Origin of the sequence: Hymenobacter daecheongensis DSM 21074, assembly GCF_900141805.1 — a bacterium.
Taxonomy (GTDB): domain Bacteria; phylum Bacteroidota; class Bacteroidia; order Cytophagales; family Hymenobacteraceae; genus Hymenobacter; species Hymenobacter daecheongensis.
Genome location: NZ_FQYN01000007.1, coordinates 128123 through 149082, shown reverse-complemented (window position 1 = coordinate 149082; position 20960 = coordinate 128123). Strand labels below are relative to the sequence as shown.

General features: G+C 60.1%; 22 protein-coding genes. 12 read left to right on the top strand and 10 right to left on the bottom strand.

Going from position 1 to position 20960, the window contains the following annotated elements; translation table 11 throughout:
* Window positions 1-52: 52 nt before the first annotated feature.
* Window positions 53-493: a YybH family protein gene (locus BUB62_RS14395; protein WP_073111214.1), complete on the bottom strand. Its 441-nt coding sequence runs from the start codon at window positions 491-493 to the stop codon at window positions 53-55.
* Between the two features lie 11 nt (window positions 494-504).
* Complete coding sequence (gene mtgA / locus BUB62_RS14390) at window positions 505-1296, bottom strand: monofunctional biosynthetic peptidoglycan transglycosylase (protein ID WP_234988744.1); 792 nt, start codon at window positions 1294-1296, stop codon at window positions 505-507.
* Window positions 1297-1383: 87 nt separating this feature from the next.
* Between mtgA and BUB62_RS14385 the strand changes: the two genes are divergently transcribed.
* Together BUB62_RS14385 and BUB62_RS14380 are read left to right on the top strand one after the other, a co-directional pair.
* Complete coding sequence (locus tag BUB62_RS14385) at window positions 1384-2019, top strand: LON peptidase substrate-binding domain-containing protein (RefSeq protein ID WP_073111212.1); 636 nt, start codon at window positions 1384-1386, stop codon at window positions 2017-2019.
* A gap of 161 nt (window positions 2020-2180) precedes the next feature.
* Complete coding sequence (locus tag BUB62_RS14380) at window positions 2181-3452, top strand: metallophosphoesterase (RefSeq protein WP_234988742.1); 1272 nt, start codon at window positions 2181-2183, stop codon at window positions 3450-3452.
* Here the strand turns inward: BUB62_RS14380 and BUB62_RS14375 are convergent.
* The 3 genes from BUB62_RS14375 to BUB62_RS14365 form a co-directional block, all read right to left on the bottom strand.
* Complete coding sequence (locus BUB62_RS14375; RefSeq protein ID WP_073111210.1) at window positions 3400-4317, bottom strand: diacylglycerol/lipid kinase family protein; 918 nt, start codon at window positions 4315-4317, stop codon at window positions 3400-3402. The two genes, BUB62_RS14380 and BUB62_RS14375, sit on opposite strands and share 53 nt — an antisense overlap.
* Window positions 4318-4419: 102 nt before the next feature.
* Entirely contained in the window at window positions 4420-5229 is an 810-nt protein-coding gene (locus BUB62_RS14370) for a M48 family metallopeptidase (protein WP_073111208.1), read from the bottom strand.
* 221 nt (window positions 5230-5450) lie between these two features.
* A complete protein-coding gene (locus BUB62_RS14365; protein ID WP_159437471.1) occupies window positions 5451-6221 on the bottom strand; it encodes a murein L,D-transpeptidase catalytic domain family protein in 771 nt (256 codons plus the stop codon).
* A gap of 180 nt (window positions 6222-6401) precedes the next feature.
* On the opposite strand from BUB62_RS14365, the gene BUB62_RS14360 reads away from it, so the two are divergent.
* Window positions 6402-6788: a hypothetical protein gene (locus BUB62_RS14360; protein WP_143164190.1), complete on the top strand. Its 387-nt coding sequence runs from the start codon at window positions 6402-6404 to the stop codon at window positions 6786-6788.
* Between the two features lie 95 nt (window positions 6789-6883).
* Here the strand turns inward: BUB62_RS14360 and BUB62_RS14355 are convergent, their stop codons facing one another.
* From BUB62_RS14355 to BUB62_RS14345, 3 genes are all read right to left on the bottom strand, one after another.
* Window positions 6884-7282 carry a hypothetical protein gene (locus tag BUB62_RS14355; protein ID WP_073111202.1) on the bottom strand — a complete coding sequence of 133 codons (399 nt, stop codon included), beginning with the start codon at window positions 7280-7282 and terminating at the stop codon, window positions 6884-6886.
* Window positions 7283-7567: 285 nt separating this feature from the next.
* Window positions 7568-7972 (bottom strand): hypothetical protein, encoded by a 405-nt coding sequence (locus BUB62_RS14350; RefSeq protein WP_073111200.1) that lies wholly within the window; start codon window positions 7970-7972, stop codon window positions 7568-7570.
* A gap of 270 nt (window positions 7973-8242) precedes the next feature.
* Complete coding sequence (locus BUB62_RS14345) at window positions 8243-8713, bottom strand: DUF4199 domain-containing protein (RefSeq protein WP_073111198.1); 471 nt, start codon at window positions 8711-8713, stop codon at window positions 8243-8245.
* 368 nt (window positions 8714-9081) lie between these two features.
* On the opposite strand from BUB62_RS14345, the gene BUB62_RS14340 reads away from it, so the two are divergent.
* Both BUB62_RS14340 and BUB62_RS14335 read left to right on the top strand, forming a co-directional pair.
* Complete coding sequence (locus BUB62_RS14340; RefSeq protein WP_073111196.1) at window positions 9082-10704, top strand: ABC-F family ATP-binding cassette domain-containing protein; 1623 nt, start codon at window positions 9082-9084, stop codon at window positions 10702-10704.
* Between the two features lie 17 nt (window positions 10705-10721).
* Complete coding sequence (locus BUB62_RS14335) at window positions 10722-11531, top strand: hypothetical protein (protein WP_143164189.1); 810 nt, start codon at window positions 10722-10724, stop codon at window positions 11529-11531.
* A gap of 89 nt (window positions 11532-11620) precedes the next feature.
* Here BUB62_RS14335 and BUB62_RS19095 read toward each other — a convergent pair whose 3' ends face one another.
* Window positions 11621-11791, bottom strand: a complete 171-nt coding sequence (locus tag BUB62_RS19095; RefSeq protein ID WP_143164188.1) for a lmo0937 family membrane protein — start codon at window positions 11789-11791, stop codon at window positions 11621-11623.
* A 358-nt stretch (window positions 11792-12149) separates the two neighbouring features.
* Between BUB62_RS19095 and BUB62_RS14330 the strand changes: the two genes are divergently transcribed.
* Complete coding sequence (locus BUB62_RS14330; protein WP_073111193.1) at window positions 12150-13043, top strand: 3-hydroxybutyryl-CoA dehydrogenase; 894 nt, start codon at window positions 12150-12152, stop codon at window positions 13041-13043.
* A gap of 167 nt (window positions 13044-13210) precedes the next feature.
* Entirely contained in the window at window positions 13211-13750 is a 540-nt protein-coding gene (gene msrA, locus BUB62_RS14325) for a peptide-methionine (S)-S-oxide reductase MsrA (protein ID WP_073111191.1), read from the top strand.
* A gap of 188 nt (window positions 13751-13938) precedes the next feature.
* Here the strand turns inward: msrA and BUB62_RS14320 are convergent, their stop codons facing one another.
* The gene (locus BUB62_RS14320; protein WP_073111189.1) at window positions 13939-14757 is read right to left on the bottom strand and encodes a 2,3,4,5-tetrahydropyridine-2,6-dicarboxylate N-succinyltransferase; all 819 of its coding nucleotides are present in this window, start codon (window positions 14755-14757) and stop codon (window positions 13939-13941) included.
* A gap of 130 nt (window positions 14758-14887) precedes the next feature.
* On the opposite strand from BUB62_RS14320, the gene BUB62_RS14315 reads away from it, so the two are divergent.
* The 5 genes from BUB62_RS14315 (at window position 14888) to BUB62_RS14295 (ending at window position 20930) form a co-directional block, all read left to right on the top strand.
* Window positions 14888-16009: a glycosyltransferase gene (locus tag BUB62_RS14315; RefSeq protein WP_084539078.1), complete on the top strand. Its 1122-nt coding sequence runs from the start codon at window positions 14888-14890 to the stop codon at window positions 16007-16009.
* A gap of 97 nt (window positions 16010-16106) precedes the next feature.
* The gene (locus BUB62_RS14310; RefSeq protein WP_073111187.1) at window positions 16107-17117 is read left to right on the top strand and encodes a 3-oxoacyl-ACP synthase III family protein; all 1011 of its coding nucleotides are present in this window, start codon (window positions 16107-16109) and stop codon (window positions 17115-17117) included.
* A 165-nt stretch (window positions 17118-17282) separates the two neighbouring features.
* Window positions 17283-17942: a metal-dependent transcriptional regulator gene (locus BUB62_RS14305; RefSeq protein ID WP_073111186.1), complete on the top strand. Its 660-nt coding sequence runs from the start codon at window positions 17283-17285 to the stop codon at window positions 17940-17942.
* A gap of 110 nt (window positions 17943-18052) precedes the next feature.
* A complete protein-coding gene (gene mnmE / locus BUB62_RS14300; RefSeq protein ID WP_073111184.1) occupies window positions 18053-19444 on the top strand; it encodes a tRNA uridine-5-carboxymethylaminomethyl(34) synthesis GTPase MnmE in 1392 nt (463 codons plus the stop codon).
* Between the two features lie 199 nt (window positions 19445-19643).
* Window positions 19644-20930: a citrate synthase gene (locus tag BUB62_RS14295; RefSeq protein ID WP_073111183.1), complete on the top strand. Its 1287-nt coding sequence runs from the start codon at window positions 19644-19646 to the stop codon at window positions 20928-20930.
* The last annotated feature ends 30 nt before the right edge of the window (window positions 20931-20960 follow it).

Sequence of the window (20960 nt, the reverse complement as noted above, 5' to 3'; positions counted from 1 at the left end):
TTTATCTGATTTTGGTTGTAAGATGATTGATTAGCCCGAAGTGCAGAGTAGCCTAGCTCGAGTGGTCGGCCACAATCACCCATTGACCTTTGAGCTTGCGAAACACCAGCAGGAAATGGCCTTCCAGATCACCGGCCGTGGGGCGGGCCAGGTGCCAACGGCCCACTACGTGCGCCGCTTCGGCCCCCAGAGGCGTGATGCGCAGGTTGCTGAACGTAAGCTGGCCCATGGCGGCCGCGTCGGGGTAGCTGCGCTTGTAGTTGTCGAGGGTGGGCTGCCAGCCGTAGGTGAGGCCGCGCTTGCCGATGAATACCAGCGAATCGGAGGCCCAGTAGCCCTGCATGAAGCCGGTCACGTCGCCGCGGTTCCAAGCCGCGGTCTGGGTCTGGAGCACCTGGCTAATGCTTTGACGCAGCGGGCGCGGCTTGGGCTTTTGGGCGAAGCCGACATTTATCAGCAGGGCAGCCACCAGGGTTGTAGCGAGTCGTTTCATGCGGGGCGGGTTTAGTCTTCGATGATGGCTTGAATATAGGTGGTGCCGCCCAGCCGGCGCATATTGCGCATTACGCGGCGCTGCTTGGCGCGGGCGGCCGGACCAGGGCTGCTGGCCCGAAACCGCAGCGGATTGGGCAGCACGCCGGCCAGCAGCGCCGCCTCGGCGGGCGAGAGCCGGTTAGCGGGCTTATGAAAATACCGCGCCGAGGCCGCCTCCACCCCGAAGATACAGTCGCCCATCTCGGCCACGTTCAGGTACATTTCCATGATGCGGCGCTTGCTCCAGAGCAGCTCGATGAGCACCGTAAAGTAGGCCTCAGCAGCCTTGCGCACGTAGCTGCGGCCGTGCCACAAAAACACGTTTTTGGCCACCTGCTGCGAAATAGTGCTGCCGCCCACCAGCCGGTGGCCGTCCTGCATGTTGGTTTTCACGGCCCGCTGCAGGGCATTGAAATCGAAGCCGTGGTGCTGCAGAAACAGCTGATCCTCGGCCGCAATGAGGGCCAGCGGCACGTGGGGCGACACTTCATCGAGGCCCTTGAAGTCGTAGCTGATGCGGCGGCCGTCTTCCCGGATGCCGTAGTAGCCCCGGCCCACGGGCGCGTGGGCACGGCGCTCCAGCATGAGCCACGTAGCCGGCGGCGCCACCCACCGATACACCAGCACCCACACCACCGAGGTCAGAAACAGTGCCGCCGCCACCTGCAGCAGCAGCCGCGCCCCGCGCTGTCCGTATTTCTTGTAATCCGTCACTGTTTTGCTTAAATCCTGCTTGCCTTTCGGGCGGGCCCGGAGGCCCACGGGGCAAAAGTAGCGGAAATGCGCCCGCGCCGCCGTATTCTCCGCTGCTTTCCAGGTACTTTTCCTTCCTTTCGCTGTTGTGCCCGTATGCCCCGTCTGCTTGCTCTGTTTCCGCTTAGTCTGGTGGTTTTTCCCGGCGAAAAACTTAACCTGCACATCTTCGAGCCCCGCTACCGCCAGCTGGTGCGCGACTGCCTTGAGTCGAATATCACCTTCGGCATTCCGCCCTACCTGAATGAAGGCGTGAGCGTGCTGGGCACCGAAATGCGGCTAGTGGGCGTGGAAAAAAACTACGAAGGCGGCGAGTTGGATATTCGCACCAAAGCCTTGGGCATCTTCCGCATCCGCGACTTTCAGCGCGAGGCTCCCGGCAAGCTCTACGCCGCCGGGCAGGTGGACGATATCCGCGACGACCCGCACGAAGACCCGGTGCTCAAGGCTCGCATCACCGACTATGTGCGCCGGCTCTACGACGCGCTGGGCCTGCGCAAGCTTTTCCTGGACCTGGCCCCCGACTACCGCATCTACGACGTGGCCCACCACCTGGGCTTCAGCACCGAGCAGGAATATCAGCTCCTGGAAGCCACCAGCGAACTGGAAAGGCAGGAAATTGTGGTAGAGCACCTCGAAAACATTCTGCCCATCGTGCTGGAAACCGAGCGACTCAAAGACCGGGTGCGCCTCAACGGCCACTTCAAAAATCTGACTCCGCCGAATTTCTGAGCGCGGCCGAAGCGCGGGGCAACAGCCCAAGCGCGAACGGCCGCTGCGTCTGCAATTTTTCGAGCCGCGTAGCCCCACCAAGCCGCTTTACGTTAGCCCATTGCCCGGCCCAAACCGGATAATTCAACATTCATAATTCGAAATTCAGAATTACCCAAGTGTTGCCTTCGTCTCTTCTGCTGCTGTTCTATATCTGCACGGCCGTCACGGCGCTGTTGGCGGTGTGGCTGCTGCGCCGCTACCAGCAGGAGCGCCGCTACCGCCGCCTGCCCTACGTGGCCCCCACCGAAGCCGGCTGGGAAACCCGGCAGCCCCCAGCGGCCGCCACGCTGCGGCACCGCGTGGCCCTCATCGGCGACCTGGGGGCCGTGGCCACCGACGGCCACGACCCGATTCTGAACCTGCTGCAGGCCTGGATGCAGGAAGCCGGCCCGGAAAGCACCGTTATCATTCTCGGCGACAACGTGTACCCTACCGGCCTGCCCGCGCCCGAGCACTCTGGCCGCGCCGCCGCCGAGCTGCGCCTGAACACGCAGCTGGATGCCCTACGGGCCTATGCCGGCCGGGTAGTGTTTTTGAGCGGCAACCACGACTGGAACAAGGGCCGCGCCGACGGTTACGCCTATCTGCTGCGCCAGGAGGCCTACGTGCGCGAGCACCTGCCCGCTGCCCACTATCTGCCCCCCAACGGCTGCCCCGGCCCCGTGACGGTGCAGCTGGCCGAAAACCTGCTGCTGTTGGTGCTCAATACGCAGTGGTGGGTGCAAAACGGGGAAAGGCCGCTGGGCCCGGCGGCCGGCTGCACCGCCACCGATGCCCGCGCCCCGTTTCGGGCGCTGCACGATATTCTGGAGCAGAACCGGCACCAGCAGGTAGTGGTGGCCGGGCATCATCCGCTGTATTCCAACGCGCTGCACGGGGGCAAGTTCACGGCCAAGCAGCACGTATTTCCCCTCACCACGCTGCACAAGAAAGCCTACGTGCCGCTGCCGGTCCTGGGCTCCTTCTTTCCGCTCTACCGCAAGCTGATGGGGGCCGAAGAGGACATGGCCCACCCCAAATACCGCAAAATGCGCCGCCGCCTGCTGCGCGTGCTGCATGGCTTCCCCAACGTCATCTACGCCGCCGGCCACGACCACAACCTGCAGTATTTTCACTACCGCGCCGGGCACTACCTGGTGAGCGGGGCGGGCAGCAAAACGGCCTTCGTGCAGCCCGGCGGCAAAGCCAGCTTCGCCCACGAGCACAAGGGCTTTTTCAGCCTCGATTTTTACCACGATGGCGAAGCCTGGCTGCGCACACTGGAACCCGCCGCGACCACCGCCGGGCCGGCTGCCGAAGTGTTTCGGAAGCGTTTACTGCCCGCCTACGCACCCGCCCTCACGCAGTCGGCGGCGCGGGCGGCAGCAGCACCCGAAGGCTTCGCGGAATGATTTCGGCCCGGATGGGGGCCGTCAGCTCCAGCGGCTCGCCGTCGAGCTGGCCCAACACCCGCGCCTGCCCAATCACCTCAATTTCGGCCCACCGGCAGCGAAGACGCTGGGTGTAGAGCGAGGCATCGAAGTCGCGGGTGTAGAGCTGGTAGAGCACGCCCAGGGCGGCCGTGCCGGGAAAGGGCGCAATAAGGCAGATTTCGAACTCGCCGTCATCCAGGCGGCTGTCGGGGTTAATCACCACGTTGCTGCCGAAAGTGTTGCCGTTGGCCATCGTCACCATAAACGCCGGCCCTTCGAATGTTTCGCCCCGGTCGGTGCGGATGCGGTAGAGGGCGGGCTCGTAGGCGAGGTATTCATGGGTGGCAATGCGCACGTAGGCGCCGGGGCCGCGGGTATCGCCCGCGCTGAAACGCTCCACCACCAGGGCATTGAACCCCAGATCGGCCAGGTGGGCCGAGAAATTATTATTGATGCGCAGCGTATCGAGCGGGCTGATGGTGTGCTCCCACATCAGGCGCAGCGCCCCCGGCAGGTCCTGCGGAATGCCCAGGTCCTTAGACAAGCCATTGCCCGAGCCCAGCGGCAAAATGCCCAGCGGCAGGCTGGTGCCGGCCAGCACCCCGGCCACCAGGCTCACGGTGCCGTCGCCGCCGCAGGCAAATACGGCATCGTAGGTGTGGCGCAGCAGCTCCGTCTGCAGCCGCTGCTGATCCTGCTCGCCGGTGGTATGAAAAAAGGCTGCCTGCCGGCCGTGCTCTACGCAAAACGCCGTAATGGTGGCTTCCAGCTCCGACTTGTCGATATCACCGGAAATGGGGTTCAGCACAAACAAAAGCTGACGCAACGGAACAGAAAAAGACATAGCGAAGAAAAATTCGAGCAGTTTCGGTGCCTGATAATACGGGCCAAAACGCCGAATGGCCGGGCATCGGCCCGGCCATTCGGTCAGAAAAGCGGTTGCAACTTACTGTTTCAGGTTGCTGGGTACGCCACCGGGAAAGTCGGTGGCAATTTCCTTTTCCAGCTGCGCAATGCGGTTGCCGGGGTTGGGGTGGGTGCTCATAAACTCCGGCGGGTTGTTGCCCCCACCGGCCTGCTCCAGAATTTGCATTACCTGAATCATGGCGCGGGGGTCGTAGCCGGCCTGGGCGGTGTAGTCCACGGCCAGCCGGTCCGATTCCAGCTCATCTTCGCGCCCGAAGCGCATGGTCACGAGCTTGGCTACCATAGCGGCGGCGGCAGCACTCACGGCGGTGCTGGGTCGGTCAGGGTCATACATACCAATGGCGGCGGCTCCGGTCAGGCCCTGCGTCAGCTGGCTTTTGGCCACCTGCTCGGCCGAGTGCCGGCCCACTACGTGGCCTATCTCGTGGGCCAGCACGCCGGCCACCTGCCCTTCCGACTTCAGGTTTTTCAGCAGTCCGGCCGTGATGAAAATCTGTCCGCCGGGCAGCGCAAAGGCATTGATGGTATTCTCATCGGCCAGCAGGTGAAACTGAAACTTGTAGGCCGACTGCGAGGCTTTGGTGCTGCGCACCAGCTGCTGACCGATTTCCTCTACCCGAGCCCCGGCCTGGCGGTCAGGGTGAATGCCGCCGTACTGCTGCGCCATTTCGGGGGCGGCCTGCAGACCCAGGGCTATTTCCTGCTCAGCGGTCATATCTACGTGCTGCACTTCGCCGGTCGTTTCGTTCACCGAGCGTTTGCAGTAGTAGGTGACGAAGGAGAACAGGGCCAGAACGAGGGCAATTATATAACGAAGGTTTCCTCTCATGGTGGTGTCGCTGGGGAAAAAGGGCGGAACAAATCCGGCTATATAGTAGCCGCTGCGCTTCTAACGCACTATTTCCGGCAGGGTTGTCCGGGCCTTTCCCATCACAAATCGGTCTTTCGCCTGCTTGTTTTTGCTCCGGCTCCACCCCACTGCGTTTCAGGCACAAAGCCCGGCTGCGGGGCCAGGCTTTGTGCTTGAAACGGAAAGTAAACGCCTCAGATCTACTCCTCAGCCAGGCCTTTGCTCTGGGCGAAGGCGAGCAGGGCGGGATCCAGCTGCTGCAGGCTGGACTGGTACCGCACCCCGCGCGGCGCGTGAGCATATACTACCGTGCGCCCTTTGATGGCCTGAATAATGGCGCTGCTCTGGTTGGCGGGCAGGGCCGGGCAGCCCTGGCTGCGGCCCAGCCGCCCGTGCTGGCGCACAAATTCCTCGCACACATACTCGGCGCCGTGCACTACCACGGCGCGGCTGGCAGCCTGGGTGTTGTAGCCGGGGTCCTGCCCGTTTAGCTTCAACGACAGGCCGTGCTTGCCTTGATAGGTGTTGCCGGTCACATAGAAGCCCAGGCTGCTCATTTCGGAGCCATTCTGGTTGGAGAAAGCCGAGGCAAACTCCTCGCCGGTGTTTTTGCCGTGCGCTACCAGCGTATGAAACAGCACCCGCTGCTGCTGCACATCCACCACCCACAGGCGCTTCAGGCGGCTTGAGCGGCTGAAATCGATGATGGTGAGCACCTGCCGCCGCCCCGATACCTGGCCCTGCCGCTGCAGGTTATAGAAGCCTACCAGCGCCTCCCGGTACACATCCATCGGCAGGGCCGTGGCCGCGAGGCCAGACTGGATGTAGGTCTGCATCACGTGCTGCTCGAAAGCGGCCATATAGGTAGCGCGGCGGGCCTCGCTGAGGCGCACGGCCTTACCGCCTCCGTTGGCGGGCGCGGCCACGGCGGGCTGCCAGGGCGATACAAAAGCAAGAAGGACAAGCAGCAAGCCGGCAAAGGCAGTCGGTGTGAAACGCATCGGCTGGAATGGTCGGTTTAGAAGTAAATTATCGAAAGAGGCAATATGCGCGAAGCTGGCCATACAAATCTAGTACTTTAGCGGCATCATTTCCGACGGCTCCAACTACTTTGGGCGGCATCCGGTTCCCCAGCTTACCTCCTAATGTCCATGCGCCACTTTTTTATCCTTATAGTCCTAGCTGCCCTCTCCTCCTGCGGTCACTCGCTCTCCGGCATTCCCGGCTTCGACTCGGCCGCGTGGCGGCAGGATGTGTATGCCTGCCGGAATCAGCGCGCCCGGCAGCTACCCGTACTCAACGCGCACCGCGAAACCTTGTACGGCACGCGCACCGCCGACATCGATGCCCTCTTCGGCCAGCCCGACGAAGAGGAGCTTACTGAACAAACGGAAAAAACCTACTTCTATTATATCGAGCCGGGCACCCAGTGCGAGCCGCGCCACCAACGCTCGGCCGCCAACAAGCTCGCCATCCACTTCGGCCCCACCGGCATCGTGACGGCCGTGCTGTATGAGCGGCCGTTGCCCCAGCAGTAAGGCGCTGCATAAGCAAAAGAGGCTGGCCCCTTACCGGAACCAGCCTCTGCTGTGCCCTAACGAAACAGCGACCTGTGCCACCGCTCCTAGTGCTCTTACCCCAGGCCGCCCTGGTTGTCGGCGGGCTGGGCCGGTATCACGTCGTGCGGAGCGTCTAGGCGCAGCTCCCCGATCTGGGAAGGCGTGAGTACGCGCTGGCATTCCTGCTCGAAACGGCTTTCCAGGCCCATTTTCTCCACCTTTCGCAGCATTGGGTTGGCGGTGTGCCGGTTGATGTCGTCGAGGCCCACGAGCCAGCGCTTGTGCAGCATCCGCAGCCGGACGTATTCGGCCTCGTTGAGCTTTAGCTTGTTGATGAGAGGTCGGGTGATGTCCGTGGCCTGCGCGGCAATGACCAGATTATCGGGCAGGGGACCTATCCAGGGGTTAAGAACCGGTAAAGGGGCAGCAGTAAGCTGGCTGCCGGTCAGCAGTGAAGCAAGCAGGAAGTGCATGGTGTGACTGTGGATGAAGAGCGATATACTTTTCACCTTCTAGCGCTGCTCTTGAATGCAAAATCTTCTGAGCAAAATAGAAGGATACCGGTCCAACACAGCCTCAACATGCTAAAGTTCTACAGTTGCTATCATATTTTTTCAGGCAATAGCTATATTATCTATACTAAATACCAGATATAACCACTGCCCTAAACAGAGCATTGGCTATACCAAAAGCCACAAAAAAAGCGGCTCTGCTGCCGCAGAACCGCTTTTTTACTTTGCCCCAGAGGCTGGCTCCAGTTAACCCAAGCCGCCAGCGTTCGGGTCAGGCTGCGTGGGCACGCTGTCGCGCTGCTGCTCGCTCTTCATCAGGCTTAGCTGCGAGGGCGTGAGGATACGGCTGCATTCGGCTTCGTACTGGGCCTCCAGCTCCGAAAGCAGCGCGCGCTGCTGCGTGGGGTCGTCTTTGTATTGCCACTGAATCTCATCGAGCCGGGCAATCTTTATTTGATTGGCGGCCCGTAGGCGAATGTATTGGGCTTCGTTGAGGCGAAGCCGGTCGCACATTTGCCGGGTCATGTTATCAATCCGCTCTACGGGTACATCCCCGATGCCGGGGCGCTCGGCGTGCCGGTCGCGCATTTGAGCTGAAGCTCCGGCTGCCATGCCGGAAATCAGAAAAAGAGTTAGGAGGAAAGCTTTCATTGCAACGGTGAAAAAAGTAAGCAGGTCAAAAAAGATGTACTACTTAACAACCTGGAAACCAGCCAACACACAAACGCTAGCTTTATTTCCACTTTGCATAGTACAAATATATATTTCTTTAATGAAACATACAATCTATCTATAACATATTTTTTTCTTTCATAAGTTTCTTTTGACCCAAAATAGCTGATGTTTTTGTGGGCCGCGAAAACAAAAAAGGGCCGGCCCCAACTTCGGAACCGACCCATTACCGCAAAAGCCGACGCAAGGTTACTCGATGCCTTGCAGGGGCTTATGGTCGGGGCTTTTGAAGTACTGCATGGCAATCAGAGAGATAATCATGCCCGACATAACGCCTTGCAGCATAATGGCCAGAAAGGCAATGGTGACGGACAGATCAAAGCCGAACAGGTCGCGGGCGCGGAGCTGATCCATGATGGCCGGGTTGATGACGGTGTAGACCACGAAGAACAGGGCAAACACCACCGAGGCCACCAGCGCCGTGACGATGCCCGTGCCGAAGCCCTGCAGATACGCCATCCGGTTGTTCTTGACGCGGCGATAGTGTGCAATGGCCATGCTAATGCCAACGGCCAGAATAGCGCCGTTCAGGAAGCTGAACTCGACCCGGTCGGTGAGGTGCATGAGGGAGGCCAGCAGGAAGTAGGCGGCCATGCCGGCGGCCGTGGGCAGCCCGTAGCGGACGCCGTTCTTTTCGGGGGTGATGGAAGCATCGGTCATGGCGAAGCGGGAAAGAGGGTTAAAACATTCGACCAGGGAAGTGCTCCGGAACCAGCGGGCGGGGGCGGCGTGTTCTGTCCGGCCCAGGCTGGTGGCGAATCACTTCGATTTTCCTATAACTGTTTCCGTTTTCGGGAAGTTTTGCGGCGGCGCGGTTTTTCGAGGAAAGCCCGGCCGAAGGCAACGCCCTGCGTGGTAACTGATTAGAAAAATAATCTGAATTTTCCTGCTTTCCTACTCCTTGCCCGCAAATAAGCCCGGCGGCTACGGCGGCTCGCGGCATTTTGCGTATTTTTGCGCGCCCATTGCCGCTCCGGCGGCTTGTTTCCGGCTTTCGTTCTTCGCTACTCCGCTTTTTTCTCCTCTCAATGATCAGTACCACCAATGTTAGTCTGCGCTACGGCAAGCGCGTGCTGTTTGAAGACGTTTCCATCAAGTTCATGCCCGGCAACGTGTATGGCCTGATCGGAGCCAACGGAGCCGGCAAATCGACTTTCCTCAAGATTCTTTCGGGCGAGATGGAGCCCAACACCGGCTCGGTGGATATGCCCGCCGGCTCGCGCCTCTCAGTGCTGCGCCAGGATCAGTTTGCCTACGACCAGTACCCCGTGCTCCAGACCGTGATAATGGGCCACACCAAGCTGTGGAAGGTGATGGCGGAGAAAGATGCGCTGTATGCCAAAGAGGATTTCTCGGATGCCGACGGCGAGCGGGCCGCCCAGCTGGAAGGCGACTTTGCCGACCTGGAAGGCTGGAACGCCGACTACGAAGCCGCCGAACTGCTCTCCGGCCTGGGCATCGGCGAAGACAAGCACTTCACGCTGATGGGCGACCTGGGCGGCTCCGACAAGGTGCGCGTGCTGCTGGCCCAGGCCCTGTTCGGCAACCCCGACGTGCTGCTGCTCGACGAGCCCACCAACGGCCTCGACGCCGAAACCGTGCTCTGGCTGGAGAATTTCCTCGACTCCTTTCAGAACACGGTGATTGTGGTGAGCCACGACCGCCACTTCCTGGATGCCGTGTGTAATTACATGGCCGACCTGGATTTCTCGAAAATAACGATGTATCCCGGCAACTACTCGTTCTGGTACGAGAGCAGCCAGCTGGTGCTGAAGCAGCGCCAGGATGTGAACAAAAAGACCGAGGACAAGCGCAAGGAATTGGAAGAGTTTGTGCGGCGCTTCTCGGCCAACGCCTCCAAGAGCAAGCAGGCCACCTCGCGCCAGAAGCTACTGCAAAAGCTCACGCTGGAAGAAATCAAGCCCTCTTCGCGCAAGTACCCCTACATTGCCTTCAAGCCCGAGCGTGAGGCCGGCAACCAGCTGCTCACGGTCGAGAACCTGAAGGCGTCGGTGGAAGGTCAGACCGTGTTCAAGAACGTGTCGTTTTCGCTCGACAAGAAGGACAAGGTGGCCATCATCAGCCGCGACGACCGCGCCCCTTCCCTGCTGTTCGACATCCTGTTTGAGCAGGTGAAAGCCGATGCCGGCACCTATGCCTGGGGCACCACCATCACGCCCTCCTACTTCCCGCGCGAAAACGCCGAGTTCTTCGACACCGACCTGAACCTGGTGGACTGGCTGCGGCAGTACTCCACGGAGAAGGACGAGTCGTTTATCCGGGGCTTTCTGGGGCGGATGCTGTTTTCGGGCGAGGAGTCGCAGAAGAAGTCGAACGTGCTGAGCGGGGGCGAGAAAGTGCGCTGCATGCTCTCCAAAATCATGATGGAAGCCGGTAACGTACTCGTGCTCGATGACCCGACGAACCATCTGGACCTGGAAAGCATTACGGCTCTGAACAACTCCCTGCGCGACTACAACGGCACGCTGCTGTTCTATTCGCACGATTTGCAGTTCATCGAAACCGTAGCCAACCGCATCATCGAGCTAACCCCGGACGGCATCATCGACCGGCGCATGAGCTACGAGGAATACCTGGCCGACGACCAGATCAAAACCATGCGCCAGCGCATGTACCAACTCGTATCGTAATGACGTTCTTGCCGGATATGAAACGACTTCTGTTAGCTCTGACCCTGAGTGGGGCCGGTTTGGTGCTGGCTCCGGCCGCCCAAGCACAAACCGACAGCACGCGCACCACCGTGAAGCCCCAGCTGAACACGGCCCCGCCTGGCACCGCGCCGCGCCCGGCCGCGCAACCGGCTCCGCGCCCCGCCGTGCCCGTGCCCGCCCCCACCAATGAGCCGCTGCCGGCCCCCACGGTGCAGCCCACGCCCGACTCGCCCTCGGGCCTAAGCTTCCCGAAAGGGACCAGCTCGGCGGAGCAGCCTAAGCCGTTTTACAAGTACTTTCTGTACGGCAACCTTAACCTGGGCTACACCAATGAGAATACCATTGTTGGTCCCATCGGGCAGCTCAGCGCCGGGCTGGGCCCCTCCATCGGCTACCGCATCACCGATAAGCTGGCAGCGGGCCCCGGTTTCAGCTACACCTACAATCTTTTTTCCTTCGATGGGGCTCCCAACCTGAAGCGCAACACGTTCGGGCTCAAAGTTTTTGCCCAATACATGGCCTATCGGCAGTTTTTTCTGCACGCCGAGTACGAGGCGACAAAGGCAGAGTCATTCAACATCGTTATTACCGGCCCAAACTCGGCCCGCATCGATTTGTTCAACCGGAACTACCGCACGCCGCTGGCCGGGGTAGGCTACCGGAGTGAGATATCCGACCGGTTTGCCGCCGATATTGTGGTGCTCTACAACTTCAACAACGGCTACTCATCCGACGGCAGCCCGCTTTCACCCTACGGCCAGCCAGTTATCCGCTTCAACTTTCTCTACAACCTGAAGTGGAAATAAGGCCCCTACAGCAACAAAAAAAGCGGCTCCCCGATGTGGGGAGCCGCTTTTTTTGTTTTTCAGACAAATTTGTGAGGAGTCAGCGCGAGCTAGACTACCCGGCCGCCGCGGATAACGCGCAGCAGCACAGCGATGATGGCAATGACCAACAGAATGTGAATCACATTATTGCCGGCCAGGCCTGCGCCCAGAACACCGAAGAAGCCCAGGGCCCAGATGATGATCAGAATGACGGCGATGATATACAGCAGATTTCCCATGGTGGTTGGTGATTGGTTTGGAAAGGTGTGGAGAGAAACAAATCACTTCGTGGGCTGTTGAACCGGGTTAGTTCGGCCTGTGGGGCGATTTGCGGATTTGTACGCGGCGGTTTTCAAAAGGATATATCTGGAATAAAAAATTTTGTCATTGGGCCCGTCGTTTCCGCCAAAAACACGCTGGTGGCGCTGCTAAGCCGCTTTTTTGCCCAGCGCACTTTTTTTGAGTTTCCGGATTTTCGGCAGCATCCGGCGGCTCGCGGCGGCTTTGGCACCCACCAAATTCGGTTTAGCTTTGTGGCCCCGCGGCCCGCCCCCGGCCGGGCCGCGGGTTTTCCCTCCCACCCTTCTTCTTTTTCGCATGATTACTATTGCCGTTATTGGCTCGGGTACGATGGGCAATGGCATTGCCCACGTTTTTGCCCAGCACGGTTTTTCCGTCGCCCTGATTGACATTAGCCAGCCCGCGCTGGACAAAGCCCTCGGCACCATCGGCAAAAACCTGGACCGCCAGGTAACCAAAGGCAGCCTCGCCGACGCCGACAAAACCGCCACGCTCGGCCGCATTCGCACGTTTACCAGCATTGCCGAAGGCGTGCAGGGCGTGGGCCTGGTGGTAGAAGCCGCCACCGAAAACGTGGAATTGAAGCTGCAGATCTTCCGCGAGCTGGACCAGCACGCGCCCCAGGAAGCCATTCTGGCCTCCAATACGTCGTCCATCTCCATCACTAAAATCGCCGCCGTTACCAAACGGGCTGAGAAGGTGATTGGCATGCACTTCATGAACCCGGTGCCGGTAATGAAGCTGGTGGAAGTGATTCGCGGCTACGCTACTTCCGATGCGGTGACGAGCCAGATCATGGAGATTTCGCGGCAGCTGGGCAAAACCCCAACCGAGGTGAACGACTACCCCGGCTTCGTGGCCAACCGCATCCTGATGCCGATGATCAACGAGGCCATCATCACGCTGTTTGAGGGCGTGGCGGGCGTGGAGGAAATTGACACGGTAATGAAGCTGGGCATGGCCCACCCGATGGGTCCGCTGCAGCTCGCCGATTTTATCGGGCTGGATGTATGCCTGGCCATTCTGCGGGTGCTGCACGAGGGCCTTGGCAACCCCAAATACGCCCCCTGCCCGCTGCTGGTGAATATGGTGATGGCCGGCCGCCTGGGCGTGAAATCCGGCGAGGGCTTCTACACCTGGGGCCACGGCACCAAGGAGCTGGTGGTAGCCGAGCGGTTCAAAAATCACTGATCGAGCTGATTTATCACTGATTTCGCTGATTCACCCGGCCGCTGGTGGTTTTCTGACCGGAAACCATCAGCGGCCGATTTCGTGAACAGCCCGCCGTTCTTCCGCGTTATACTGCCAGCGTTGAGAGAATCAGCGAAATCAATGACAAATCATTTAATCTGCGATTGATGGAACAAGCCACATTTGGCGGCGGCTGCTTTTGGTGCACCGAAGCCGTATTTCAGAATCTGAACGGGGTGGAAAAGGTCGTGTCGGGCTACACCGGCGGGCGCATTGCCAACCCCACCTACAAGGAAGTATGCAGCGGCCTGACCGGCCACAACGAAGTCATCCAGGTGACCTTCGACCCCAAGATCATTAGCTACGAGGAGTTGCTGGAGGTATTCTGGAAAACCCACGACCCGACCACCCTCAACCAGCAGGGTAACGACGTGGGCACTCAGTACCGCTCGGGCATTTACACCCACAACGAGGAGCAGCAGCGCCTGGCCGAAGCCTACAAGCAGAAGCTAACGGAGGCCGGCGCTTTCGACAAGGGCATTACCACCGAAATCGTGCCGCTGAAAACCTTCTACCCCGCCGAAAAATACCACCAGAACTACTACAACCTGAACGGCTCACAGCCTTATTGCCAGTTCGTGGTGAAGAGCAAAGTGGACAAGGTGAAAGCCGTGTTTGGCGACAAGCTGAAGAAGTCGGTGGCGTAGCCAGTTGTCATTGCGAGGAGGCACGACGAAGCAATCCGCCCTCTGAAATGTAAAATGCTTTGTAAACAGAAAAGCCCTGACGCATCCAACCGTCAGGGCTTTTCTGTTTACAAAGCTCAACTCATTGTCCAGGACGGATTGCTTCGTCGTGCCTCCTCGCAATGACAACTGGCTACGAAATCCGCGACCTAAACTGACACGCCAAAATCGCGCAACGCGTCGTTCAAACTCGTTTTCAGATCCGTGCTGGGCTTGCGCTGGCCGATGATGAGAGCGCAGGGCACCTGGTACTCGCCGGCGGGAAATTTCTTGGTGATGGAGCCGGGAATAACTACCGAGCGGGCCGGCACAAAGCCTTTGTATTCCTTGGGCTCAGCACCCGTCACGTCGATAATTTTGGTGCTGCCGGTGATGGTGACGCCCGCGCCAATCACGGCCTCCTTGCCCACGTGGCAGCCTTCGACCAGAATGCTGCGCGAGCCAATGAAGGCCCCATCCTCGATAATAACCGGGGCGGCCTGCACGGGCTCCAGCACGCCGCCGATGCCCACGCCGCCACTCAGATGCACCCCCGCGCCAATCTGGGCGCAGGAGCCCACCGTGGCCCAGGTATCTACCATCGTGCCCTCGCCTACCCAGGCCCCGATGTTCACGTAGCTCGGCATCAGAATCACGCCGGGGGCCAGGTAGGCGCCGTAGCGGGCCGTGGCGGGGGGCACCACGCGCACACCTTGGCCGGCGTAGTCGGTTTTGAGGCGCATTTTGTCGCGGTACTCGAAGGGCTTCAACTCGATGGTTTCCATCTGCTGAATGGGAAAGTAGAGGATGACGGCCTTTTTCACCCAGTCATTCACCTGCCACTGGCCGTCGGCGGTGGGCTCGGCCACGCGCAGGCGGCCCTTGTCCAGCTCCTCGATTACGGCGTGAATGGCCTCGGTGGTGCGGGTTTGCTGCAAAAGGCTGCGGTCGGCCCAAGCGGCTTCTATGAGTTCCTGAAGGTTGGTCATGGTCGGAGTTGACAAGGAAAAGTATGGGGCAAAACTAGCATCTTTGAAGGCAAACCCGGCGCTATGCAGTGCCTGCGCTCCAACTTTAGCCTTGGCCTCTCCTTCTGTTTTCCGTGTATTACTGGCCTCCGTGCTCAAGCCGCTGGACGATACGCGCATGTACGGAAAGTTTGGCCGTACCCTGGCCCAGCGCCCTAGCTGGCAAATACACGTAGCCGGCCGCGCCGCCCCCGCACCTACCGAGGCCCCCGCCAACCTACACACGCACGAGTTGCTAGCAGGCTCACGCCTGAGCCTGGCCCGGTTGCGGGCGCAGCTGCGGTATTGGCAACTCCTGCAAGAGCTAAAGCCCAACTTGATTATCGTGCACGCCCCGGAGCTGCTGCCGCTCACGCTGCTCTGGCAGTGCCTGCACCCTCAGAAGCGGCAATTTATGTATGATGTGCGGGAGAACTATGCCCTGAATATCACCACTCAACAGGTGTACGGCGGCCTCACGCGCCGCTGGCTGGCCGCGGGGCTGCGGTGGGTAGAAACCGTGGCTGCCCGGCGGGCGGCGGGCATTATTCTGGCCGAGCGGAGCTATGCGGTGGAGCTGCCATTTTTAGCGGAGCTGCCCATCAGCCGCGTAGTGGTATTGGAAAACAAATACCAGCCCGCGCCGGGAGAAACGCTGCCCTCAACGCTCCGGCCGCTGCCCCGCCCCACGGAGCCGCTGCGGCTGCTGTATTCGGGCACCATTTCGGAGCTGAACGGCGTGTTTGATGCCATCGAATTTACTAAAAAGCTGCGGCAGCGCTGGCCGCTGGCCCACCTTACTATTATCGGGTTTTGCCAGCGCCCCGAGCAGCTTGCGCGGCTGCATGAAGCTATTGCAGCCGCCAATGGGGCCGTTAGCCTTATCGGCGGCAATACGCTGGTGCCGCACGGCCGCATCGTGGCCGAAATGGAGCGCAGCCACCTTGGCCTGCTGCCCTACCAGCCCCACGAAAGCACTTGGCGCTGCATCCCTACCAAACTCTACGAGTATATGGCGCACGGCCTGCCGATGCTGATTCCGGCCAATGCGCTGTGGCAGCAACTGATGAAGCAGCATGGCGCGGGGCTGGTCGTTAATTTCAAAGCCCCTGATTTAGAGCCTATTACTCAGCATCTCACCGGCACGAATTTCTACCCGCGCGGCCGGCCGGCAGAGGCCTTCTGGCAGTCGGAAGCGACAAAATTGTGGGCATTGCTGGATACTATTCAGTAACTGCCGACCTTCGCGCCCCGTTTACAGAAAACCGCCGGGGCTTTTTGCTACCTTCGGCTCCTTTTTCTGCTCTCCTCCCGCCTATTCCCACTTTCCCATGAGTACCCTCCGACACTCCGAAATTGCCGGCGTCGGCCACTACGTCCCGAGCCGGGTAGTGACCAATGCTGACCTCACCGAAATCATGGAAACCACCGACGAGTGGATTCAGGAGCGCACCGGAATCCGGGAGCGGCGCTGGTTTGAGGAGGGCAAAGACACCACCGCCAACATGGGGGCCAATGCTGCCCGCAAGGCGCTGGAAATGGCCGGTCTGCAGCCCGACGACGTGCAGATGATTGTCTTCGCCACCCTGTCGCCCGATTATTTCTTCCCCGGTTCCGGCGTGCTGCTGCAGCGCGAGCTGGGCATCAAAGCCCCCATTCCGGCGTTCGATGTGCGCAACCAGTGCTCCGGCTTCGTGTACGCCCTGAGCATGGCCGACCAGTTCATCAAAACCGGCATGTATGATACCGTGCTAGTGGTAGGCTCCGAAATCCACTCCTCCGGCCTCGATAAAACGACCCGCGGCCGGAGCGTATCGGTCATCTTCGGCGATGGGGCCGGCGCGGTCGTAATGCGCCCCAGCACCCGCGAAGGCCACGGTATCCTGAGCACCCACCTGCACGCGCAGGGCGAGTTTGCCGAGGAACTGATTGTGAAGGAGCCGGGCTCCAACCGCGAAGGCCGCGTGGAGTATGTAATGGCCAACGAGCTGGAAATGTACCCCTACATGAACGGCCAGAACGTGTTTAAGCACGCCGTGGTGCGCTTCCCGCAGGTTATCAAGGAAGCCCTCGACCAGAACGGCATGCAGCCCACCGACATCGATATGCTGATTCCGCACCAGGCCAACCTGCGCATCACGCAGTATGTGCAGCAGAAAATGGGCTTGTCGGACGACAAGATCTTCAGTAACATTCAACGCTACGGCAACACCACCGCCGCCTCGGTTCCCATTGCCCTGAGTGAAGCCGTGGCCGAGGGCAAAATCAAGCGCGGCGACTTGGTTTGCCTGGCCGCCTTCGGCTCCGGCTTCACCTGGGCGTCAGCCTTAATTAAATGGTAAGGATGGCAGGCTGAAAGCGCCGGGCAATTTGCCCAGACGCGCAACCTTCCGAAACGGGGTAGCGGGCAGTTTGCCGCCGCTACCCCGTTTTTTGTTAATCTTTGCTTCACCGGATGCGGACTTCACGATTCAGCATTCAACCCTCAAAATTCAACCCTTTCTCCCTTGCCGAGCTATACCGAGGAAAATTACCTAAAAGCCATCTACAAGCTCTCAGAGGCAGAGCCGGGCGTGGAGGTGAGCACCAACCGTATTGCGGAAGTGCTTCAGACTCGCGCGGCTTCGGTCACCGATATGCTGCGCCGCCTCGGCGAAAAAGGCCTGCTGCACTACCAGCGCTACCGCGGCGTGTCGCTCACCCACGAGGGCCAGCGGCTGGCCCTGCTTACCATCCGCAAGCATCGGTTGTGGGAAGTGTTTCTGGTGCAGAAGCTCGGGTTCAACTGGGATGAAGTGCATGAGGTGGCGGAGGAAATGGAGCATCTGCAGTCGGAGCTACTGGTACGGCGGCTCGATGAGTTTCTGGGCTTCCCGCAGTTCGACCCCCACGGCGACCCGATTCCGGCCGAAGACGGAGCCATCCTGCGCCCCCGCAACCGCCTCGTGGCCGACCTCGAACCCGGCGATGGTGGCACGCTGGTCGCCGTCCGCAACACCTCCGCACCCTTCCTGCAGTACCTCGATAAAGTTGGGTTGAGCTTAGGAGCCCGTCTTGAAGTTCTGGATAAAGTCTCTTTTGATAACTCATTAGAAATCAAAGTCAACAACAAATCAACTGCTTTGATTTCGGCGGAGGTAAGCCGCAACTTGTTCATCGCTGGCTGAGGCCGGCAGTTCGCTGAAGTAGCGCGCAGCATCCCGGCAGCCCCGCACGCATTTCCGCCGGCTGGCCCCCGGTTATCTATATTTGCGGCTCGCTTTCTTTTCCCGATTCCGTGGCCCTTCCGCTACCGCCTGCCCTTTCCGATACCATAGTCGCCCTCTCCACGCCGCCGGGTGCCGGGGCCATTGCCATGCTGCGCCTCTCGGGCCCGGAGGCCATTTCCCTCACCGATGCCGTGTTTGCCGGCAAGCGCCTGCACGCCCAGCCCAGCCATACGCTGCATTTCGGCACCATCCGCGACGGTGAGCGAATCCTGGATGAAGTGGTCGTTTCCCTGTTTCGCGGCCCGCACTCCTACACCCGCGAAGATGTGGTCGAAATCAGCTGCCACGGCTCCGACTATATTGTGCAGCAGCTTCTGGCCCTGCTCACCCGCCACGGGGCCCGCCTGGCCGAAGCCGGCGAGTTCACCAAGCGCGCCTTCCTGCACGGGGCCTTCGATCTGGCCCAGGCCGAAGCCGTGGCCGACCTCATTGCCGCCGATTCGGCCCTCTCGCACCAGGTGGCCATGCAACAAATGCGCGGCGGCTTCTCGCAGGAGCTACGCGAGCTGCGCGGCCAGCTGGTGAAGTTTGCCGCCCTGCTGGAGCTGGAGCTGGACTTCGGTGAAGAGGACGTAGAGTTTGCCGACCGCACCGGGCTGGTAGCATTGCTGCAGGAAATTCAGACGCTGGTGCGCCGCCTGCTTCGCTCCTTTGAGCTGGGCAACGTGATTAAAAACGGCGTCACGACTGTCATTGCCGGCAAGCCCAACGCGGGCAAATCGACGCTGCTCAACGCGCTGCTGAACGAGGAGCGGGCTATCGTGTCGGCCATCGCCGGCACCACCCGCGACCTGATCGAGGATGAGGTCAGCATCGAGGGCATCCGCTTCCGCTTCGTCGATACCGCCGGCCTACGCGACACTACGGATGTGGTAGAATCTATTGGGGTGGAGCGCACCAAAAAGCGCGTCGCTCAGGCCGCTATGCTTTTGTATCTATTTGATATTACGAGCACAACACCCGCCGAAGTTCAAGCCGAGATTGAAGCACTGAACCCCGGCCGGCAGATTCCGATGCTGGCCGTTGGCAACAAGCGCGACGTGGCTTCCGACCTCGAAATAGCCGCCTTCGAACCGCTGCCTGATACCGTGCTCATCGCCGCTTCCCGCGGCGACGGCCTGCCCGACTTGCAGCAGGCTCTGCTCCGGCGCGTGCGCGGCGAGGGCCTCGACCAACTCGGCTCCGCTACCATCGTGACAAACTTGCGTCACGCCCAAAGCCTCGAAAAAACCAATTCGGCGCTCGACAGCGTTTTACGGGGTCTGGCCGCCGGCGTCGGCACTGAGCTGCTGGCCGCCGACCTGCGCCATGCCCTGGCCGCGCTGGGCGAAATAACCGGCGAAATTTCGTCCGACGACCTGCTCACGAGTATATTTACGCAGTTTTGCATCGGCAAATAATCCGGCCTCTGGCTGGCCTCCTGTGCCCAAAATGCTCGGCAAGCCGCGTATTTGGTCCCCTGGGCCGGTTTTCAGCTTTTACATTTTCAAACAACACCCTGGGGCGAATTGTAGTAAGAGAGTCCAAAAGTCCGGGAAGCTTTCCGGCTTGCCGGTAATTCTTTAGTTTCGCCCCGCAACCACCCTCTAACCAACCCCTATGGCAGAGTCTGCTGAGATTATCCTCGACGGGAAATCCTACCCGTATCCCGTCATCGAAGGTACCGAACACGAGAAGGCAATTGACATTGCCAAGCTTCGCGACCAAACCGGCTACATCACCATCGATTCGGGCTACAAGAATACCGGTGCCACCAAAAGCGCCATTACTTTCCTCGACGGCGAAGAAGGCATTCTGCGCTACCGTGGCTACCCCATTGAGCAGCTGGCCGAAAACTCCAGCTTCATGGAAGTGGCTTACCTGCTGATCTATGGCAAGCTGCCCACCCAGGCCGAGTTGGACGATTTCAGCCACCAGATTACCAAGCACACGCTGGTACACGAGGATGTGCGCAAGATTTTCGACGGCTTCCCGTCGGCGGCCCACCCCATGGCCATTCTGAGCAGCCTGATCTGCTCGCTCACCGCCTTCTACCCCGAAAGCGTTTCGCCCGATCTGAGCAAGGAGGAAATTGATTTGAACGTCATTCGCCTGATGGCGAAAATGCCCACCATTGCGGCTTGGACGTACAAAAACAACATGGGTCACCCGCTGAACTATCCGCGCAACGACCTCGACTATTGCTCTAACTTCCTGTACATGATGTTCAGCTTCCCCACGGAGAAGTATGAAATCAACCCCAAAGTGGTTAGTGCCCTCAACAAGCTGCTGATTCTGCACGCCGACCACGAGCAGAACTGTTCTACCTCGACAGTGCGCCTGGTGGGCTCGGCCAATGCCAGCCTCTACGGCTCGGTTTCGGCTGGCATCAACGCCTTGTGGGGCCCGCTGCACGGCGGTGCCAACCAGGAGGTGCTGGAAATGCTGCAGGCCATTCAGGCCGACGGCGGTGATACGGCCAAGTGGGTGGAGAAAGCGAAGGACAAAGCCAGCGGTTTCCGTCTGATGGGCTTTGGCCACCGCGTGTACAAGAACTTCGACCCGCGCGCCAAGATCATCAAGAAGGCCGCCGACGAAGTGCTGACCGCGCTGGGCATTGAGGACCCGCTGCTGAAGATTGCGCAGGAGCTGGAACAGGCCGCCCTCACCGACCCGTATTTCGTTGAGCGTAAGCTGTATCCCAACGTCGACTTCTATTCCGGCATCATCTACCGCGCCATCGGCATCCCGACCGAGATGTTCACGGTGATGTTTGCCCTGGGCCGTCTGCCCGGCTGGATTGCCCAGTGGAAAGAAATGCGCGAAAACAAAGAGCCAATTGGCCGTCCGCGCCAGATCTACACCGGCGAGTTGGAGCGCGACTACGTCAGCATCGAGAAGCGCTAAGAACGGCGAATCTTATTGTACGCCCACAAA

Bases quoted from the DNA above. Each gene is read 5' to 3' on its own strand.
- BUB62_RS14340 (WP_073111196.1), top strand. From the start codon at position 9,082: ATGATCAGTACCACCAATGTTAGTCTGCGCTACGGCAAGCGCGTGCTG.
- BUB62_RS14295 (WP_073111183.1), top strand. From the start codon at position 19,644: ATGGCAGAGTCTGCTGAGATTATCCTCGACGGGAAATCCTACCCGTAT.
- BUB62_RS14330 (WP_073111193.1), top strand. From the start codon at position 12,150: ATGATTACTATTGCCGTTATTGGCTCGGGTACGATGGGCAATGGCATT.
- BUB62_RS14355 (WP_073111202.1), bottom strand. From the start codon at position 7,282: ATGCACTTCCTGCTTGCTTCACTGCTGACCGGCAGCCAGCTTACTGCT.
- BUB62_RS14310 (WP_073111187.1), top strand. From the start codon at position 16,107: ATGAGTACCCTCCGACACTCCGAAATTGCCGGCGTCGGCCACTACGTC.
- BUB62_RS14345 (WP_073111198.1), bottom strand. From the start codon at position 8,713: ATGACCGATGCTTCCATCACCCCCGAAAAGAACGGCGTCCGCTACGGG.
- BUB62_RS19095 (WP_143164188.1), bottom strand. From the start codon at position 11,791: ATGGGAAATCTGCTGTATATCATCGCCGTCATTCTGATCATCATCTGG.
- BUB62_RS14370 (WP_073111208.1), bottom strand. From the start codon at position 5,229: ATGAGAGGAAACCTTCGTTATATAATTGCCCTCGTTCTGGCCCTGTTC.
- msrA (WP_073111191.1), top strand. From the start codon at position 13,211: ATGGAACAAGCCACATTTGGCGGCGGCTGCTTTTGGTGCACCGAAGCC.
- BUB62_RS14395 (WP_073111214.1), bottom strand. From the start codon at position 493: ATGAAACGACTCGCTACAACCCTGGTGGCTGCCCTGCTGATAAATGTC.
- BUB62_RS14375 (WP_073111210.1), bottom strand. From the start codon at position 4,317: ATGTCTTTTTCTGTTCCGTTGCGTCAGCTTTTGTTTGTGCTGAACCCC.
- BUB62_RS14335 (WP_143164189.1), top strand. From the start codon at position 10,722: ATGAAACGACTTCTGTTAGCTCTGACCCTGAGTGGGGCCGGTTTGGTG.
- BUB62_RS14360 (WP_143164190.1), top strand. From the start codon at position 6,402: ATGCGCCACTTTTTTATCCTTATAGTCCTAGCTGCCCTCTCCTCCTGC.
- BUB62_RS14320 (WP_073111189.1), bottom strand. From the start codon at position 14,757: ATGACCAACCTTCAGGAACTCATAGAAGCCGCTTGGGCCGACCGCAGC.
- BUB62_RS14385 (WP_073111212.1), top strand. From the start codon at position 1,384: ATGCCCCGTCTGCTTGCTCTGTTTCCGCTTAGTCTGGTGGTTTTTCCC.
- BUB62_RS14350 (WP_073111200.1), bottom strand. From the start codon at position 7,972: ATGAAAGCTTTCCTCCTAACTCTTTTTCTGATTTCCGGCATGGCAGCC.